Genomic DNA, 17,265 nt, shown 5'->3' on the forward strand with positions numbered 1-17,265 from the left:
TTTCACCTCCGTAAAGTAATGGTTATATCACTACTTGTTGCTCTTAATAGATAAAGGTCTCCTGTTATATGCTGTAAAGAACCGCCAACGACCTTACCAGGCTTTTTATTTTCATTAAAACGCATCATTAGGTAACTCTCATCATAAAGATTCCCAAGGTGCATTTTTATTGCTGAAGAAGTGACCTGCTGATTAGTGACAACAACGGCACTGTATCTTTCAATAGCTCCTGATAATTCTGAGCCTGTCAAGTTCCTGATCCCCGGTGCAGAAGAAAAAAGCCAGTTCATATAATGGGCCAAATTGCTTTTTAGTCTGCGCCAGCCTAACTTTGCACCCCGGTCAACATCCAGCAGATCATCGGGATGCATAAAGTGTGTATTGACATAGTGCATATTCAGCTCTGAAAAAGCTCCCAAGTTAGTGAAATTATCAAATAATGCGCCTGAAATAACGCGCGGCTCATTTACGAGACCGTTTTTGGCAATTCCAAATTCCTGTGCATAGCCTGCATCCCCAGGAAAGTAGACACTGGCAATAGTTTTGATATCCTTGCTTTGTCTAATAACTTTTATTCCTTTTGGAGAAATAATGTTAGAAGGCGGCACATACACAGATTTTCTGGTTGCCGGGAAAACCTTATTAGAAAAAGTTTCTAATTGGGCAACTGCTTTCTTCATTGCTGCTGAACTTGTCCAGAGTTTATACGGCAAATGTTGTCCTTTATAGCTAACTTCACCAGTATTAAGAGGCTGATGGTTGTATCCATGAAAACCGAGTTCACCATCTGCATGCAGTAACATGTTACCTAAGTATCTGAAACGGCTGGTGTCAATTGTTGGTGTAATTTTTCCATCAGTCTGATTCCCATAATTTTCAATAATAACGCCGGTAAATCTAACACCATGCTCAGAAGAAAGTTTTAACAGGTCCGGCCACCAGACATTTGAGTAGAAGTCCGCAATGCTCATATGGTAGTCTCTTTTCACATACTTTCCATCACCGTTTGGAACAGGGGAAGGAAAGTCATCCAGGTAAAAAGCCGAACCGTTTATCACAGGATAAACTCCTACAGGCCCCAAAAGACTATAGGAAGCGGCATAAATTCCTCTGTTAACTTTTTCGACAACTCCGAGATTGTCAACTACTACTTGTCCCTTACCATAATTATTCTTCCATACTAATGGAAAGGTTTTGCTTTTATCCGTCCATGCATACGTTTTTACTCCCGGCGACAGCTCCATTCGTCGTGCCGACTTAAATGGATCGCTTAATTTATACTGCTTTCCGCTGCCAATCATAAAGCCCTTATCAGAATAAAAGCCCGGTACGACCTCATTATCTGCAGAAGCACTTTTAACTCCTAATTCACTGAAGAAACTGTCGACACCGATTTCTTTTTGAAGGGGCAGAACAAATAAAGCCTGCCCACCATCTTTTATCCAGTTTGCAAATTGAACTTCTTGTGATTTAAAAATACTAATATTTTCTATCAACACAACAACCGTTTGGTACTGATCAAGATTTGGCAGTGATTCCTTAGCCAAATCAGTTGTTTTGTAACCGACCTTCATATCTAACAGCACTTTTTTTATCTGTTGTCGAGCCGGCTTAGTGTTAGGATCGGAAGTATCTGTAAGGATCAAACAGTTAGTCGGTACTTTTTTGATTGCATCTTCTGCTCGCATCACCTTAGCAGTGGGTAAATAATTAATCTGTTTGGCTGGCTGAGTATAGTGAATGCCGCTTCTTTCAAAAAAGAGGATGACAGCTATTATGAAAAAAGTAAGCATGGTCAGAAATAGTGCTTTATACCTAAAATTTTTCCATCTATTCATCTTTATTTTCCTCATTTTTCTTTGACATCCAATACTTTACCAATTCCTTATTGGCTCCAGAGAGATAAATATTTTTCTTCTTTATCTCTGCGACAGTTTCCAAGATCTGCTGATAATTGTGTTGAAAGAAATAATACTTGAGTTTCTCCATCCAGAATTCTTGAGTCGTTCCCCACTTTTCTTCAATGCTATTCAGATAATGCAATGCCTGATTATAATCTTTCAGTTCCAAAAAAGTATCTATTAAATCCAAGTAAAGCTTAAAGTCATCTTTTTTAACTTCTACTAAACTCTGCAGCAAGTTGATATACTGCTGCTGTTGGATCTCATAGATGTTTTTTTCAATAAAATCTGATTTAAGATATTTTTTTAAGAAATTGCTATAGGCCTGAAGCATTTTCACATTTTGAGGATTTTTTTTATATTCTCTTTCAAAGTTCTGAAGCTGCAGGTCATACTCACTTGAAATTGCTGCTAAAGCAGTAGTTGCATAATGTACAACCTCAACGTCGTTATTCATTCTGGCTTTTGAAAGCATTGCAGCATATTGCTTAGGTTCATCATTTAAGACAGCCATCATCAGACTGCGCTTAGTACTAGAATTGTTGATCAATAGCGCTTCTTCCACTGGAACAATACCTTGTGTATCACGCCTTTGCTCTATAAAGAATTCATCTTCCGGGTTATTCCTTTCAATCGACATTTCCAGTAAATTTCCCTTTTGCTGATTATTTTCTGTGGAAAAGAACACTCCGATGATGAATGCACAAATACTTCCAAAAATTGGAACCAACAAAACAAACAACAGCATGATTTTAGAAATATGCAATATATTCAGCTTATATCCCAAGTAAACTGCTGCACAACCGAGTAGATGAATAAGCAGTAATAAAATTATGATGCGCAAATTTCTTCCTCCTCATCCGCCAAAACAACCTGGCTTTTTACACCAGCCTTAGAAAAGCGTTCCAAAACAAGAGGAAGATTCTCAGATGAAATTTGCGTCAGCAACAGATAGAAATCTCCTTTTTCGGTAGCTCCCAGAATATCACTGGCCCTGATCAGGTCTTTAACCTTCAAATAAACAGCTTTAATTTCATCTGTATTTTTAACCTTAATTTTTAATAATTCATATAAAGAATTTTGTCCTTCTTTTGACTGTCTAGCAATCTTCAATTCATTAACAAAGGCTTCTTCCTTCAAAACAGTAGTCTCATTATAGTGAAGCTTGCCGTATACAGTTTCTTTGTAAAACAATGCTTTAAGTACAGCATTTTGAACTAAGCCGCAAAGAACTTTGAACAGATTCTCATAATATAAAGACATCTGAGTATAATCCGTATGCGCAATGGTAATCATCAGCAAGGGCTGAGAATTCTGTGAGATATCGGTCACATACATTGGAAAACGGGCATCCAGATTATGATTAACCCATACCTCGCCGCTTTTTATAACAGTTAATATTTCTTTATAATCTTTAAGATCAAGTGAAAACGGCTGTTCATTCAAGACATCGCTGGAAGCAACTTGGAGTCTTGCAAAAGAACTGTTCTTTTCAATCCTGTAAATAGAAATTGACTTGTTCTCCAATAACTCTTCCAGTACTCGAATAGATTCATTAAAAATCTTCGCGGGTTCTACAGAGTCAAGTCTTTGTGTAACTTCAAAAATCTTGCCGAAACTATTTTTGTTGCCTAAAATCTGTTTCTGCAGTTTTTTTCCTTCCTTTACTTCACCTTCATACAATTCTCGGATAAACTGGCATTTATCCTCGCTAACTGTACTTTCTTTCTCCCAGAAATTAATACTGTCTTTGCTCTTGATCTGTAAATAACCGCAAACCGCGGCCACAATGTAATATCCAATAAAAGGAAGCCAATTTGTAGGATCGTAGAAAAGTGTCAGCCAATCTGTTCCGCTTGCTACAAAAGTATATATTAATAAGCCCGAAGCTAAACTGGCAGCTACCAAGCCCAGATCAATTCCGTAGATTGTCCCTGCCATAACCACATAAAGCAGTTTAATGTCTATTAATTTGAACTGTGCATTGCTGACTGCAAAATTATTCAAGAAAATGCAAAGAAAAAAAGCTGCGATCACTTCTAATAAGGCAATCAATTTTCTATGCTTTTTTAAAAAAGCATTATTAAACTTTTCAAAAAAACCAGTTTTGACCCAGTTGCTGCTGAAGCCGGCATAAAGATCAGCAATAACGGCATTCAGAGAATCATTTTGCTGCCAACTGTATTTTGAAACCACTGTTGCAGTTTCTGAAATCTCATTAGAAGTGCTCACAGGTGCTTGTGACAAAAAATTAATTTCTAAGTCTGGAATCTTAGCAGACAGTGAACCCAGCAAAAGCGGATCTTGCAGTGGAATCTCAACAACCTCATATCCTTTTTTCCAACTATCAAATATTTTATGTATGAGTTTGCTCAAATCTGCAAGAGAAATGAAAAAAACACCTTCTTGTGCAGCAGCTCGCAGTTCAAATTCCTTTTTTTCTGCAGCACTTTTAAATAATTGATACAAAAAGTCTCTTGAATAACTAATTGAATACAGGTATGGACTTTCAATAACCTTGATGTCCAACCCCTTTACGGAAGCATAATAGTAGCAGACTTCTTTACCTTGCTTTAGGATTACTTCATCTTTACTTCTATCCTGCTGAAGTCTGCTTTGTCTTGTAACATATAAAAATTTTGTGCTGTTGTTTTTTTCGCAATACTCTAACAATGCATTTAACTCTTCCATTTCATGTTGTGCTTTACCATTAAAAGTTAAGTACGCAGAAAAATAGATAATTTTGTCAAAGTGCTGAATATTCAGTATATCCTGCACCTGCTGATAATTTTTTTGAATAACGGTTATTTTTTTAGAAACGCTTGACTTTATAAGCGGATCACCAGTAATGACCACCTCATATTGCGGAAAAGTTTTTAAAATAAACTCTCTTGTTAAATAACCGGTATTGCCAGCTACTAAAACCTTCAACTAATTGTTCCTCCTGTATTTTTTTGAATAAAATTCTTCCAGCAGCCAGTACCCCTGCTTCTTCAGATACTTCTATGAAAAAAGATGCTCTTTTATTTTTTGTACTGTTGCGTTATTCAATAACAGACAAGTACTTTTTTAAACCGGCTGCTAAGTCATTTTTCGCAGAAAAGCCGAGACTATGCAGCTTGGCAACATCTGCTTGCGAACGACGAATATCTCCCTTACGTTCGGGAGCTTTTTTGATTTTCAATGGTTTGCCGACAATCTTTTCCATTTCATTAATGACATCAAGAAGAGTTGCTGTTCGACCGGTTGCGACATTATAAACATCATGCTGAGCGTCAGACCGCAGTAATAAATTCAGTGCAGAAACAACATCTTCCACATAGATAAAGTCTCTAGCCTGTCCGCCATCTCCGAATAGCGTAAATTCACTGTTATTCTTGAAACACTCAGTGATAATTGAAAGTACACCTGAATAAGGAGACTGGGGATTTTGTTTAGGACCATATACATTGAAAAAACGGGTAGCGACCGTTGGAATTGCGTAAAGCTTACCGTAAACTGCTGCTGAAGATGAAAAAATAACTTTCTTCACCGGCAACTCGTATTTTCTGATAATCTCGAGAATATTAATATCTGCCTCTTGATTAACCTGATGTGTTTCGTATGGACGTGCAATTGAATCAGCAACACTTGCAACAGCTGCTAACAAAACAATGTAATCAAATTTCTTATCTAACAATAATTCTTTCATGAATTTTTTATCGGTGATCGTATGTTCATAGAACTGCAAAGCATTACGGTCAATCTGTGCCAGATTCTCAAGCTTACCCATAGAAAGATCATCAACGACACAAACCTGATTTCCTTGTTTTATCAGCTCTTTTGTCAAGTTGGAACCGATAAAACCTGCTCCGCCAGTTACCAAATAACTTGCCAAAAATATTCCCCCATTTCTACATACTACCTATTAAATTTTACATAGTACAAAATGATTATATACTATATGTTATATTTTTTAAACAACTTATTTTATATTAATTAATAAGAAATTACTTTTTTCGAATTCAAATATTATTACAATTTTTTATACTTAAAAAAAGGCGCCTCTCCATCGAATTTTGCTAAACAAATTCGAGAAGCAGATGCCTCTAGATAAACTTTACTCTGAAATAATTTAATTGCCATTAATAAGATTAACGTTCACACTAATTATCTTTGACTGTCAAACTCCCCCCAGCAGCTAGTTCTGCGGCCATTTTGCTCGGTGCCGCTTGCCAAATAACCGAATGTTCCGCCAGAGCGTGGCTGGCGCAGCCACACAAAACCATCATGGAGAGAATACGCATCATACGCAACAACAGAATTGACAGGCAGTACAGAAATCTGTGCGCTGGTTGTCTTTGCACCCCAGCGTAGGTTAAGCGGAGTTCGTGTGGTAAACTTGCCTTTTTGCAGGATCCATTGGTCACCCAAAATATCTTTAAAAGTACTACCTTGAGTATTTGGAACAGTATTTGGAACAGTATTTGGAACAGTATTTGGAACAGTTTTAGGTTCAGGCCGCTGCGTAGTATAAAGACCGCAAAAATCATAGGACATATCAACCTTATAACCTGCAACTTCAAAAGCATTTGTATACTGCCATAATCCTGTATGAGCAACCCCGGGTTCAGAAACTCCGTAGTTAGCCACCCATAGGTTTTGAGTCAGCAACTTCTTAGTATTAATGCGTCCTTGCCAAAACCAGCTTGCCATCGAATAAAAGGCTAATTGCTGATAGCCGGCAACTTTGACTTGCTGTAAAAAAGTATTTACATCTTCTGTTGCCATTGCTGCATTGCAATTATCTTCCAGATCAAGTGCCATAACCGAAGCAGGGCTTATCCCTAACTTACGGGCGTTCTTTATAAACCAGGCTGCTTCGTTTTTTGCATCTTGCTTTCCATTAAACTTGGCATAGTGATAAACATGCACTGAAAGTCCAGCTGCACGTGCATTTCTAAGTTGAACAGCAGCCTTAGGGTTAAAATATGCACTGCCGTCTTCACTGCCTTCTGTCAGTTTAACAATTACCGCACGTACTTTTTTAGCGGCCAGAGCTTTGAAAAAATCTGCTGAATCCGGCTGATAACTTGCAACATCCGCTACTAATTCACAGTACTTGCTCATTAAAATTCCCCTCCTTTATTTTTTAAACACAGAAAAGACTGACTATTGGAACACGTTAACTCATACCTTTCAGGTTAAGACAGAGGGACTGAATCAAAAGTTATTTGACCCAGCCCCTCCTGCTTTTATTAACGTTAAAAATATGAAAAGTGTCACTTAAAAATATTAGTTTGGAAGATTAATGCAATTACTGCTCAAAAATACACTTATTCACCAAGCGCGTACCTTTCAATTGCAAGTGCGACTCCATCATGGTTGTTATCCGCAGTGATTTCCTGAGCACAGTCCTTCACCGCCTGAATTCCATTGCCCATAGCAACTCCCATTTCGGCGAACTTGATCATGCTTAAGTCATTACCTTCATCTCCGATTGCCATTACATTTTCGGAAGTTAACGTCAGTAATTTGCACAGTCTTTTTAAAGCGCTGGCCTTATTGATTCCCACAGCGTTGGCTTCATAAAAATAAGGAGTGCTTCTGGTGAAATTAATCCGATCTTCTAGACTGGCAAAGTCCTGGTAGTCTTTCAATGCCTGATTCAAGACCTCAGGCTGATCGATAAACATTGCCTTGATAATTTTTATTCCGCGCATCTCCTCAGGAGTCCGGTATGAAACGTTCAATGAGACTAAATTTGACTCGTGAATCGTAAATTCGCCGATATCTCTATTGGCAGTGTAAATTCTGTCATTACTGATTGCATGAAAATGAAGCCCCTTTTTGCGGGACAAATATTCCAGGTCCACATAATCAATATAAGTAAGCGGATCAGAAGAAATAATCTTTCCGTTAGTCGTTTGAACTAAAGAACCGCCAAAGCTGACAACATACTGATCGTCTTGATGATCCAAGCCCAACTCGCTTAATAACGACATTACTCCTGACAACGGACGGCCAGTACAAAGAACAACCTTAATGCCTGATGCTTTGGCTTTATTAATGGCAAGTTTCACTGGTTCAGTCAGCTTTTTTTGTGAATTTAACAATGTATCATCGATATCAATAGCAACTATCTTTATTTTAATAACAGCCACACCCTTTCATGATTAAATGAATAATCTGTTTCAAAATAACTATAGCATAACTTGTATTTTATTATTGCTTTGAACAAACGAAACATACAGTACATCTAACAGCTTTTAAAAACAAAACTTTGCGTTCAAATCTCTCTTTAGTTTTACATTTTTCCTTTTACTAAAATGATACACGATAGTTTTTTGTTTTCTTTTTGTTGGAAAATAAAACATTCCTCGTTATAATTAAATTTCAAAGCTGCTAAACAATCCATTGTAATTTTTACTGCGTTACTGATATAGTTACAAGCAGTACATTAATTGCCAAAACTGTCAGGAGTTGGATATATGAAAAATAAGCATTTGGGCCTCAGTAGTGCACTGGCAGCCTATATATTATGGGGAATGCTGGGTGTTTTTTGGGAGCTGCTCAGTGCAGTTCCGGCAATGGACACCCTTGCATACAGGATCGTCTGGTCGCTGGCAACAATCAGCATTGTATTAACTGTTCAAAAAGACTGGCATAATGTATGGGAAACCATAGTCAGTTTGACAAAAAACCGTAAAATAGGCTGGATCATCCTAAGTTCTTTTTTAATTTCAATCAACTGGTTTATTTATATTTACATGGTTACTCATCATCAAGCAACAGAGGCAAGCTTAGGCTATTACATAATGCCATTGATGAACGTGGCTGTAGCGCTGATTTTCTTGCATGAAAGTTTATCGCGGGCAAAAATAATTGCACTCATACTGGTTGTGATCGGTGTCGTAATTTTAACCATTCAAACCGGCTCGTTGCCTTTGAACACCTTATTAATGGCCGGTTCGTTTTGCTTTTACGGATTGATAAAAAAACAGGTCCAACTGCCTGCAACTATTTCATTAACCCTAGAAACCTTATGCGTTGCGCCGATTGCAGTTATTTATTTACTGGCAACTCCTCACGTGATGACACAAAATGGACTTCAGGTTACTATCTTGCTGATACTAAGTGGAATCATCACTATTATTCCTTTACTGCTGTTTGCGGTAGCAACCAAAAATACCGATTTTATCACGCTCGGTTTTATTCAGTACCTAAACCCGACTATCCAGTTATTAATGGCAATCTTTGTTCTGCATGAAGCATTCAACTGGAATAAGGCAATTGTCTTCTTGTTTATCTGGAGCGGTATTTTAGTATTCATTGTCAGCAGTTTGTATAATTACCGCAGATTACGGCAGATAAAAAACACGGTAAAAAAATAATTTAACGTGCTCAAATCAACCATCAAGCGGGACTGGATTCCAAAAGCTTGTGCACTAAAGGTACAGAAATATCAATATGGATCCTATAAAGCAACACAAAAGGGGCTAGGTCAAAACTTATGTTTTGGCTTGGTTTTTTTGGACTCTTTTGCAATTTCATATCAACGTGTTTCAATAGTCAGTCTTTTCCGTTTAGCCACAAATTACTCATAGTCAAATTCGGTCTATGTTTGTAATTAGCAGTTAATGCTCAAAGCCTAGCGACTATTGGCACACTCCCTTTACTTTAATCTGCAATATGTGAATTAACATATTGCACACTGCCCTTTTAGTTTATCTTGCAATACTTGCGGCAAGCTGCTTAGAAAATTACAGTAAGATTTTTTGCATCAAGTAAGTACTAAAATATATATAAGAATCTTAACGTAGAATAAGGCTAACAAGTGGCTTATTAAACCACTATCGTAAAATACATAAAGGCCAATTAATACATAGCAGATCTTCATGAGTATTTCGCCGTATCTTGCCATTAACTTTGAAACTATTGAAATACCAGCTGCTGCTTTGATTAAGAAAACTGCTAGGACACTGAGTACCCCAATAAACAATAATGTACTGAGAAAGCTTGCCAATGTTTTGCCGATTAAAACCGGTAAAAAAATAGCCAGATTACATCCTGCACAAACTGATAAATATGTAATCAAAACACTTAAGATCTGCGATTTACTCGAAATATTTTTTTCTTCATCTCCATCAGCATGAAAAGCCATGTAAAGCGGCAGTACACCCAGTCCTCCCAGTATCCATTCAGGTAAAAAAGCAGTCAATGCTGCACCAATAATATAACTTGCAGTAAAAAGCATTAATATACCTAATAGATACCCTGTCAGTACTTTACTTACAGAATATTTTTTCAGCAAGAAAAGCAGCACGAAGAAAAAATCCAAGTTGACGCTCAAAAATGTCAACGTCAGAATCCAATAATTCATGGCACCCCCCTCTCAATTTAACCTTTAGCTACAAGCTATGCCTTATGGGTCTTAACCCGAATTACGTGATCTTCATGTTCAATTTTGCCTATGCCAAGAGCAGATAAGACGCCTAATTAATAATAAACTTTATAAATTATGGCTATTATATTAGAATTGACCCGGTTATAAAATAACTAGGAAGGATCTGTTTTGTTTGAACAAATTAATTGCTCTGTTTTTCTTCTTTTTTTATCTGATCTTAGTGTGGGCAGTTTACAGTATGCATAATATGCTTGCAATGCAAATGATGGCTGTCGGTATGTTTTTAGAATCGGCCATTTGCCTTGTCAAAGCATTTAAGCATTAAATATAAGTTACCCACAATTTATAATTCTTCTCTTGCATCAATGCTGTAACTTGAACTTTCCAAAAACTAATTCCGTACAAAGGATAATGTTTTTTCCAAAATTGAGGCTGAGGTAAAAGTCATATTTTACCCCAGTCCCAATGTATTTATTGCATACATCCCAGTGTACCCCAAAATTCAAACTTTTCCACCCGCTTACGGATTACTCATAAAGATGGACAAGTGCACTATTATTTCAGCAAAGGGAAGTGATGTGCAGCAGTCGCAGGTTTAAAATAATGAGACTTGGTCAAAACTTATAAACTTATGTTTTGGCTCAGTTTTTTTGAACTCTTTTGCAATTTCATATCAACGTGTTTCAATAGTCAGTCTTTTCCGCTTAACCACAAATTACCCATAGTCAAATTCGGACTATGTTCGTAATTAGCAGTTAATGCTCAAAGCCTAACAACTATTGGCACACTCCGACTGCAGCCCGTACTATTATTTTTATGAACAGCTTTTTTCAAAAGGAGCTGTTCACATCTTCATACCCATTTTTTTATAAGATGACATTCCGCCTAGTTGCAGCTCTTCCACCTTTACACCCCGTTCTTTCGCAAACGCGTTCATCAGTGTTTCCATATCCATCAGTTTATAAGTCTGCGGGTGCTTGGGATCATACGCCTCAATCTGTGCCATCATTCCGCCATCTTCATGTTCAATAATGTGACAGTGATACATAAAGACTCCTGGTTTGTCATACCAAACCTTCAACCGAACTGTTTCTCGCGGATTAACACCAACTGTATCTTTGAAGCCATGTTCGTTTGGATATGGTGCATGTCCGTTACGCGAAACCACTAAAAATTGGATTCCATGCATATGATACGGGTGTACCATGCCACCTTCTTTTTGATTTGTATTGACAATATCCCAGAGTTCCACACTGCCGATCTTCTGCTTGGCATCTATCCGCTGCATATCAAATTTTTTGCCGTCCAGCATAACTTCTTCATCCATCCCTGACATTACAACTCTATGAATTGGCGTATCTGGAGTAACTTCAGGATTGGGAATTTCAGCTAAATGTTCCGGCAGCTTTACTTCAGCAGGTTCAAATTCATGAATTTTAAAAGTGACGAGGGGAACATCATCCGTATATAAAGTTACTTCATCGCCTGGATGATATTTACCAAAATCAACGATAATTTCCGCGCGTTCTGCACAAGTAAGCATCAAATGAGTAAAAGCAACCGGCTCGGGCAGGATACCGCCATCTGATCCAATCTGCGTAAACTGTAAATCATCAGAGAAATGCAGCCGCCATTCTCTGCGGTTTGCGCCATTCAAAATGCGGAAACGTACTCTTTGAGTAGTAACATCAAAGTAGGGATTCACGGTTCCATTTATCACTGCCGTAGGTCCTTGAACTCCATCGGGGTCATAATCAGCATTATAATCCAACTGATTATGAGCATGAAACTTGCGGTCCTGTAAAATTAACGGGATATCATCAACCCCATATTTTCTTGGAAACGGTAATTTACTTTCCGCTTTATCCTTAACAATCACCATTGCCGCTAAACCTTTCCAAACCTGTTCAGCAGTTGATGGACACGGATGAGCATGCAGCCAGAGTGTTGCTGCAGGCTGGTCTACTTTAAAAGCAATTTTATTTGTTTCGGCAGGATATACCGGTGCATGGCAGCCGCCATCAACAATCGGCCCGGAAACATTCAGACCATGCCAGTGAAAAGTTGTTAATTCAGAAAGCTTATTTTGCAGATTAATATGAACGCTTTTACCCTTTTCAAAAATGATCGTCTTCCCGAGAAAAGGCAGCCCAAATCCCCATGTCTTCGTTTTTTCACCTGGTAAAAACTGTGTTTCGCCTGCTTGTGCCGTAACAGTATAATAAGTATCACTTCTGGTTTCCTTATCAGGTTTCAGGAGCGGTGGAATTCTAAGCTGAGAAGGAGCAGCAGCTGCTTTTTTGAGCGGAACATAACCGCCATCGTGTACATTGTATGCCGGTTCATCAAAAAAATAATCCGTATAAACTTTTCGAGCCATTATATCATCTTCCCTTTTTACTCTAAGCTTATTAATTACAATTCAACTATAGCATTTTCAGCTCTGCAGTGGCATTATATTTCATGTTTTATATCTTTTCTAAACTAAAAATATCCATCTGGTCTTTAATCATCAAAAACGAATACAAATTTTCATAGCTTCTGTATGAACTTACTATTCTAACATAGCTAAAAACTAGCCCAAAGAATTAAATCTAATTAATTCTTTGGGCTAGTTTTAGCTTAGCTTGTTTTTAAAACCGTAAACACCATTCTTTTTTTCAGGAAACCTCGATTATTTAGTTTCTTTAGAGGCAGAAACACTCGAAATTCTTAGCCAATCTGTAAGCTGATTTAAGCCTCAGCCTCAGCAAATTTTTAACTTTCGATTGAAAATTCGAGCCCTCAGTCTATTTTTTTGCCCTTTTTGTAAACTTCCTTATTTCCCTTTATGGCCTTGATATCTTCTAATGGGTTATCCTCTAAAATTAAAAAGTCAGCATATTTTCCTTTTTCCAAGGTTCCATACAAATCATCTATTTTAAGCAATTCCGCAGCAAACTTAGTGGCTCCAAATAAAGCCTGGACAGGCGTAGCTCCTAACGTCACTATCAACTCTAATTCATTCCAAGTACCATCGCTAAAATAGTTGAACGGCGTGCCCGCATCTGTCCCAACGACCACTTTAACACCTTTTTTAATAGCCATAGCTACGTTTTTAAAAAAATCCGCTTTGACCAGATCATTTTTACGAAGCATATAATCCGGCAGTTTTCCACGCCCATATTGAGAAATGGATGCTGGAGCGTTTAAGGTCGGCACAAGGAAAATATTGTTTTCCCGCATAAAATCCGCCTGTTTTTCATCAACATAAATCCCATGTTCAATAGAATCCACACCTGCATCCAAGGAATTTTGTATTCCTTTGTTTCCTTGAGCATGCGATGCAACCGTCATGTGCTTGGAATGTGCTTCTTGCACAGCAACATTTAATTCCGGAAGGCTTAATTCAATATCGTCGACTTCATCAGTTGCTGACATTACGCCTCCGGTAGCCATTACCTTTATATTTTTAGCTCCTCTTTTGAATTCTTGACGCACGGCTTTACGCATTGCATCTTCAGAATCTGTTAAATGTCCCCAGACTGCCTCACCATATATTCCTTCAACAAAATCACCATGTCCGCCTGTCATAGTCATCGGGCGTCCTGAAGGAACAATCTCTGTTCCCCCTAAGGCCCCTTCTTTTTGCAACTTGGCTAACTTAACATCCACGTCAAAAGCACACCCACAGTCCCTGATATAGGTAACACCCGCTTTCAGCAAACTCTTCAAATTATTTAAAGCAGTTACTGTAGCTTCAGTTTCTGAAAGATACTCTAATTTATTTGTAACAGGATTCATCATAATGTGTGTATGGGCATTAATTAACCCTGGAGTAATATATTTCCCCTTTAAATCAATACTGTGGTTTGCACTTGGTGGTTTACCAGTCCCAAGGCTTTCCACTTTACCAGAAACATCATCAATATTAAGCCACACATTCTTTTGAAGTTCAGCATTTTTACCATCGAATAAATTTACGTTTTTAAAAATAGTGTTCATTTATTTCTCCCTTCTAAAATGCTATCTGTATTTCTCTGTAAAGCCATACATAACATTAGAATCAGAATTTCTTTACACCCTTTTTATAAACACCCTTGTCATCTTGCTGAACTGCTTTGATATCTGCTAAAGGATTTGTGTCCAAAACAATAAAATCAGCATATTTTCCTGTCTCTAAAGTTCCATATTCACTATCAATATGTAACAACTCAGAAGCATTTTTAGTTGCTGCAAATAGTGCTTGTTCGTTAGATGCACCCACACCGGTTAAAAGTTCAAGTTCAAAAGAAGTGTCTTTAAAGCCGTTAAAAGGTGTACCCGCATCTGTTCCAAATGAGATTTTTACCCCAGCTTTGATTGCTGCACCAATTCTTTCAAAATATTTGTCCATAAAGGAACTTGCCTTATCCAGCATATACTGCGGAAGCTTTCCTTTACCATATTTTGGGATCGTATAAGCTGCAATTAAAGTCGGTGTTAAAAAGGTTCCTTGTTTGAGCATCAACTCGATATCTTCATCTGAAACATAGGACCCATGTTCAATCGAATCAACACCAGCTAAAACAGCATTATGGATTCCCCTTTCTCCTTCAGCATGAGCTGCTACCGTCATATGTTTGGAATGTGCTTCTTCAACGGCAGTTTTCAATTCTTCCAAGCTAAGCTCTGTGTCGTCAATCTGATCAGTCGCAGACATAACTCCACCGGTGGCCATCACTTTTATATTTTTAGCACCAATTTTAAAAGCCTGGCGTACTGCTTTACGCATCTCATCGGGTGAATCGGTTAAATGCCCCCAAGTTGTTTCGCCATCCCAACCTTCAATAAAGTCTCCATGTCCACCAGTCATTGACATTGGACGGCCCGAAGGCATAATTTCAGTACCAGCAAAAACTCCTTCTTTTTGCAATTTTGCCAATTTAACATCCACGTCAAAGGCACAGCCGCAGTCTCTTATATATGTAACTCCTGATTTTAATAACTCTTTTAAGTTTTTCAGAGCTTGATAAGTCACTTCTGCTTCAGAAAGATATTCTAACTTATTAGTAATAGGGTTCATCATGATATGTGTATGTACATTTATTAAGCCCGGCATGACATATTTGCCCTTTAGATCCACGTTTTCAACGTCTGCTTGTTTTTCTCCGCTTCCAATATGCAGTATTTTCCCGCTTTTTTCGTCTACTTCCATCCAAGAACCAGGTGTAATTTTAGCCTTAGAACCATCAAACAAATTGAAATTAGTGAATAATTTTGTCATAAAATGCATCTCCTTGATCGATTAATTTTTGATGATAAAAACAAACAAAAAATACACTAAAATATAATTGTATTTCTCACATTGCCATAAACCTAACACAAATCCACGTAAAAGTCACTATTGAAAGAAAGATTTTTTGTGTTAACATGATAATTAAATTAGTTTTTATCATCTTATTTTAATTAAAATAAAGGGGTGTTTCTATGAGTTTCATTATCTTTTTTACAATTGTCATGCTTTTTATGCTGATTGGCGAGTGGGTCTCTGCCGCAACTAAGGCATATATTCCTTCTATATTTGTAACTGCTATTCTTTTTGTTATTGGCTTCTGGACTATATTACCTAAGGACATAGTTTCACAAGCCTCATTCGGAACAAACTTTGTTACTATCTGTATCTCCTTACTGTTGGTGCACCTTGGAACACTTATGAATTTACGCGAGCTGATCGCGCAATGGAAAGCAGTCTGCATCGCATTATTGGGAGTTATCGGAACTCTTATACTGACCTTGGCTGTCGGAACTTTAATCTTTAATTGGCATACAGTGGTGGCAGCAGTGCCGCCTTTAACCGGTGGACTTGTAGCTGCACTTTTAATGACAAATGGACTTAAAGCAGAGGGAATCACTGCTCTTGTAGCACTTCCGGTTTCAATGTTTGTTTTGCATTCAGTTATCGGGTATCCTTTGACTTCATATATGCTTAAAAAAGAAGGTAGAAGATTAGTTGCAAAATTTAGAAAAGAGGACATTCAAATTGACGAAAATTCTCCATTAACAACTCTTTCTAACAGCACCACTCAGGTTTTTAATCTTCCTAAAGAATTTCAGACTCCTGCTTTTATCCTTGTACGTGTTGCAATAGTAGCACTTATAAGCAATGGTTTTGCTGCACTCATACATAACGCCATTAACCCTAATGTAATCTGCCTGATTTTTGGTGTCATAGCACATCAGCTTGGTTTTCTGGAAAGCAATGCTTTGAAACAGGCCGGTGTTTTTAACTGGTTAATGTATGGTCTTTTAGCTTATGTATTCGAGCAGTTGAACTTAACAACACCTGCAGTTATGGGTAATATCATCTTGCAAATCGTTGTTTTAATAATTTTAGGGCTCCTTGGTATGTTCATCGCATCTTGGATCCTTGCTAAACCGTTTGGAATGAGCGGCCCAATGGCATTCTCTTGTTCGCTAACTGCTTTATTCGGCTTTCCGGCCGATTACATTTTAACTACTGAAATATGCCACAGTGTAGCTGAAAATAAAAAAGAGGAAGCTTATCTTTTGGAAAATATTCTTCCTAAGATGCTTGTCGGTGGATTTGCGACCGTTTCGGTTGCTTCGGTTATTATCGCTTCGGTATTCCTTAAACTCTTGTAGCAGATACTTTTGCCTCTAGCTATTAATCTGTTTGAAGAGATAACTATACAACAAATTAGTGAAAGGGTCGGGTCAAAACATATGTTTTGACCCGACCCTTTTTCGTTTTCTAAAATCAGTTAAAAACCGCATATTTTATGACTGATACAAAATAATTCTCCAAAAATATTTTTAGTTAAAAGTACAACATATACTATACTCTTTTATAATTTCACTAAAAAGCTGCATAAATTTGTCCTTAAAATTGTATTCAAAAATTAGTGATAAAAACTAGATGACAATTTCTAAAGCAGTGGGAGCTTTTTTAAAGTTAAGCTACTGATACCATTTGTTAGCAATCGGAAACAAATATAG

General features: G+C 37.5%; 12 protein-coding genes. 2 read left to right on the top strand and 10 right to left on the bottom strand.

Going from position 1 to position 17,265, the window contains the following annotated elements; translation table 11 throughout:
* Positions 1 to 2 precede the first annotated feature (2 nt).
* The 6 genes from FD46_RS07175 to yidA form a co-directional block, all read right to left on the bottom strand.
* Positions 3 to 1,838: a DUF2194 domain-containing protein gene (locus FD46_RS07175; RefSeq protein ID WP_057896474.1), complete on the bottom strand. Its 1,836-nt coding sequence runs from the start codon at positions 1,836 to 1,838 to the stop codon at positions 3 to 5.
* Positions 1,831 to 2,745 carry a tetratricopeptide repeat protein gene (locus FD46_RS07180; protein ID WP_057896475.1) on the bottom strand — a complete coding sequence of 305 codons (915 nt, stop codon included), beginning with the start codon at positions 2,743 to 2,745 and terminating at the stop codon, positions 1,831 to 1,833. The genes FD46_RS07175 and FD46_RS07180 overlap by 8 nt, the downstream gene beginning before the upstream one ends.
* Entirely contained in the window at positions 2,733 to 4,832 is a 2,100-nt protein-coding gene (locus tag FD46_RS07185) for a DUF4118 domain-containing protein (RefSeq protein ID WP_057896476.1), read from the bottom strand. Before FD46_RS07185 ends, FD46_RS07180 begins: the two co-directional genes overlap by 13 nt.
* 112 nt (positions 4,833 to 4,944) lie before the next feature.
* Positions 4,945 to 5,778: an NAD-dependent epimerase/dehydratase family protein gene (locus FD46_RS07190; RefSeq protein ID WP_057896477.1), complete on the bottom strand. Its 834-nt coding sequence runs from the start codon at positions 5,776 to 5,778 to the stop codon at positions 4,945 to 4,947.
* A gap of 272 nt (positions 5,779 to 6,050) precedes the next feature.
* Entirely contained in the window at positions 6,051 to 7,010 is a 960-nt protein-coding gene (locus FD46_RS07195; protein WP_057896478.1) for a GH25 family lysozyme, read from the bottom strand.
* 206 nt (positions 7,011 to 7,216) lie between these two features.
* Positions 7,217 to 8,035, bottom strand: coding sequence for a sugar-phosphatase (yidA, locus tag FD46_RS07200; protein WP_157047110.1), 819 nt, complete (start codon positions 8,033 to 8,035; stop codon positions 7,217 to 7,219).
* Between the two features lie 336 nt (positions 8,036 to 8,371).
* Here yidA and rarD point away from each other — a divergent pair, with 336 nt between their 5' ends.
* Positions 8,372 to 9,274: an EamA family transporter RarD gene (gene rarD / locus FD46_RS07205; RefSeq protein WP_057896480.1), complete on the top strand. Its 903-nt coding sequence runs from the start codon at positions 8,372 to 8,374 to the stop codon at positions 9,272 to 9,274.
* Between the two features lie 389 nt (positions 9,275 to 9,663).
* Here rarD and FD46_RS07210 read toward each other — a convergent pair whose 3' ends face one another.
* From FD46_RS07210 to FD46_RS07225, 4 genes are all read right to left on the bottom strand, one after another.
* Positions 9,664 to 10,263: a cadmium resistance transporter gene (locus FD46_RS07210; RefSeq protein WP_057896481.1), complete on the bottom strand. Its 600-nt coding sequence runs from the start codon at positions 10,261 to 10,263 to the stop codon at positions 9,664 to 9,666.
* A gap of 868 nt (positions 10,264 to 11,131) precedes the next feature.
* Positions 11,132 to 12,667 carry a multicopper oxidase family protein gene (locus tag FD46_RS07215; RefSeq protein ID WP_057896482.1) on the bottom strand — a complete coding sequence of 512 codons (1,536 nt, stop codon included), beginning with the start codon at positions 12,665 to 12,667 and terminating at the stop codon, positions 11,132 to 11,134.
* A gap of 404 nt (positions 12,668 to 13,071) precedes the next feature.
* Positions 13,072 to 14,271: a metal-dependent hydrolase family protein gene (locus FD46_RS07220; RefSeq protein WP_057896483.1), complete on the bottom strand. Its 1,200-nt coding sequence runs from the start codon at positions 14,269 to 14,271 to the stop codon at positions 13,072 to 13,074.
* 61 nt (positions 14,272 to 14,332) lie between these two features.
* On the bottom strand, positions 14,333 to 15,532 hold the full coding sequence (locus FD46_RS07225) for a metal-dependent hydrolase family protein (protein ID WP_057896484.1): 1,200 nt from the start codon (positions 15,530 to 15,532) through the stop codon (positions 14,333 to 14,335).
* A 203-nt stretch (positions 15,533 to 15,735) separates the two neighbouring features.
* Here FD46_RS07225 and FD46_RS07230 point away from each other — a divergent pair, with 203 nt between their 5' ends.
* Positions 15,736 to 16,911, top strand: coding sequence for a hypothetical protein (locus tag FD46_RS07230; protein ID WP_057896485.1), 1,176 nt, complete (start codon positions 15,736 to 15,738; stop codon positions 16,909 to 16,911).
* Positions 16,912 to 17,265 lie beyond the last annotated feature (354 nt).

Origin of the sequence: Liquorilactobacillus oeni DSM 19972 (assembly GCF_001436275.1) — a bacterium.
Classification (GTDB): domain Bacteria; phylum Bacillota; class Bacilli; order Lactobacillales; family Lactobacillaceae; genus Liquorilactobacillus; species Liquorilactobacillus oeni.

Coding starts and splice junctions, on each gene's coding strand:
- FD46_RS07175 (WP_057896474.1), bottom strand. CDS start 1,838: ATGAATAGATGGAAAAATTTTAGGTATAAAGCACTATTTCTGACCATG.
- FD46_RS07195 (WP_057896478.1), bottom strand. CDS start 7,010: ATGAGCAAGTACTGTGAATTAGTAGCGGATGTTGCAAGTTATCAGCCG.
- rarD (WP_057896480.1), top strand. CDS start 8,372: ATGAAAAATAAGCATTTGGGCCTCAGTAGTGCACTGGCAGCCTATATA.
- FD46_RS07210 (WP_057896481.1), bottom strand. CDS start 10,263: ATGAATTATTGGATTCTGACGTTGACATTTTTGAGCGTCAACTTGGAT.
- FD46_RS07215 (WP_057896482.1), bottom strand. CDS start 12,667: ATGGCTCGAAAAGTTTATACGGATTATTTTTTTGATGAACCGGCATAC.
- FD46_RS07220 (WP_057896483.1), bottom strand. CDS start 14,271: ATGAACACTATTTTTAAAAACGTAAATTTATTCGATGGTAAAAATGCT.
- FD46_RS07225 (WP_057896484.1), bottom strand. CDS start 15,532: ATGACAAAATTATTCACTAATTTCAATTTGTTTGATGGTTCTAAGGCT.
- FD46_RS07230 (WP_057896485.1), top strand. CDS start 15,736: ATGAGTTTCATTATCTTTTTTACAATTGTCATGCTTTTTATGCTGATT.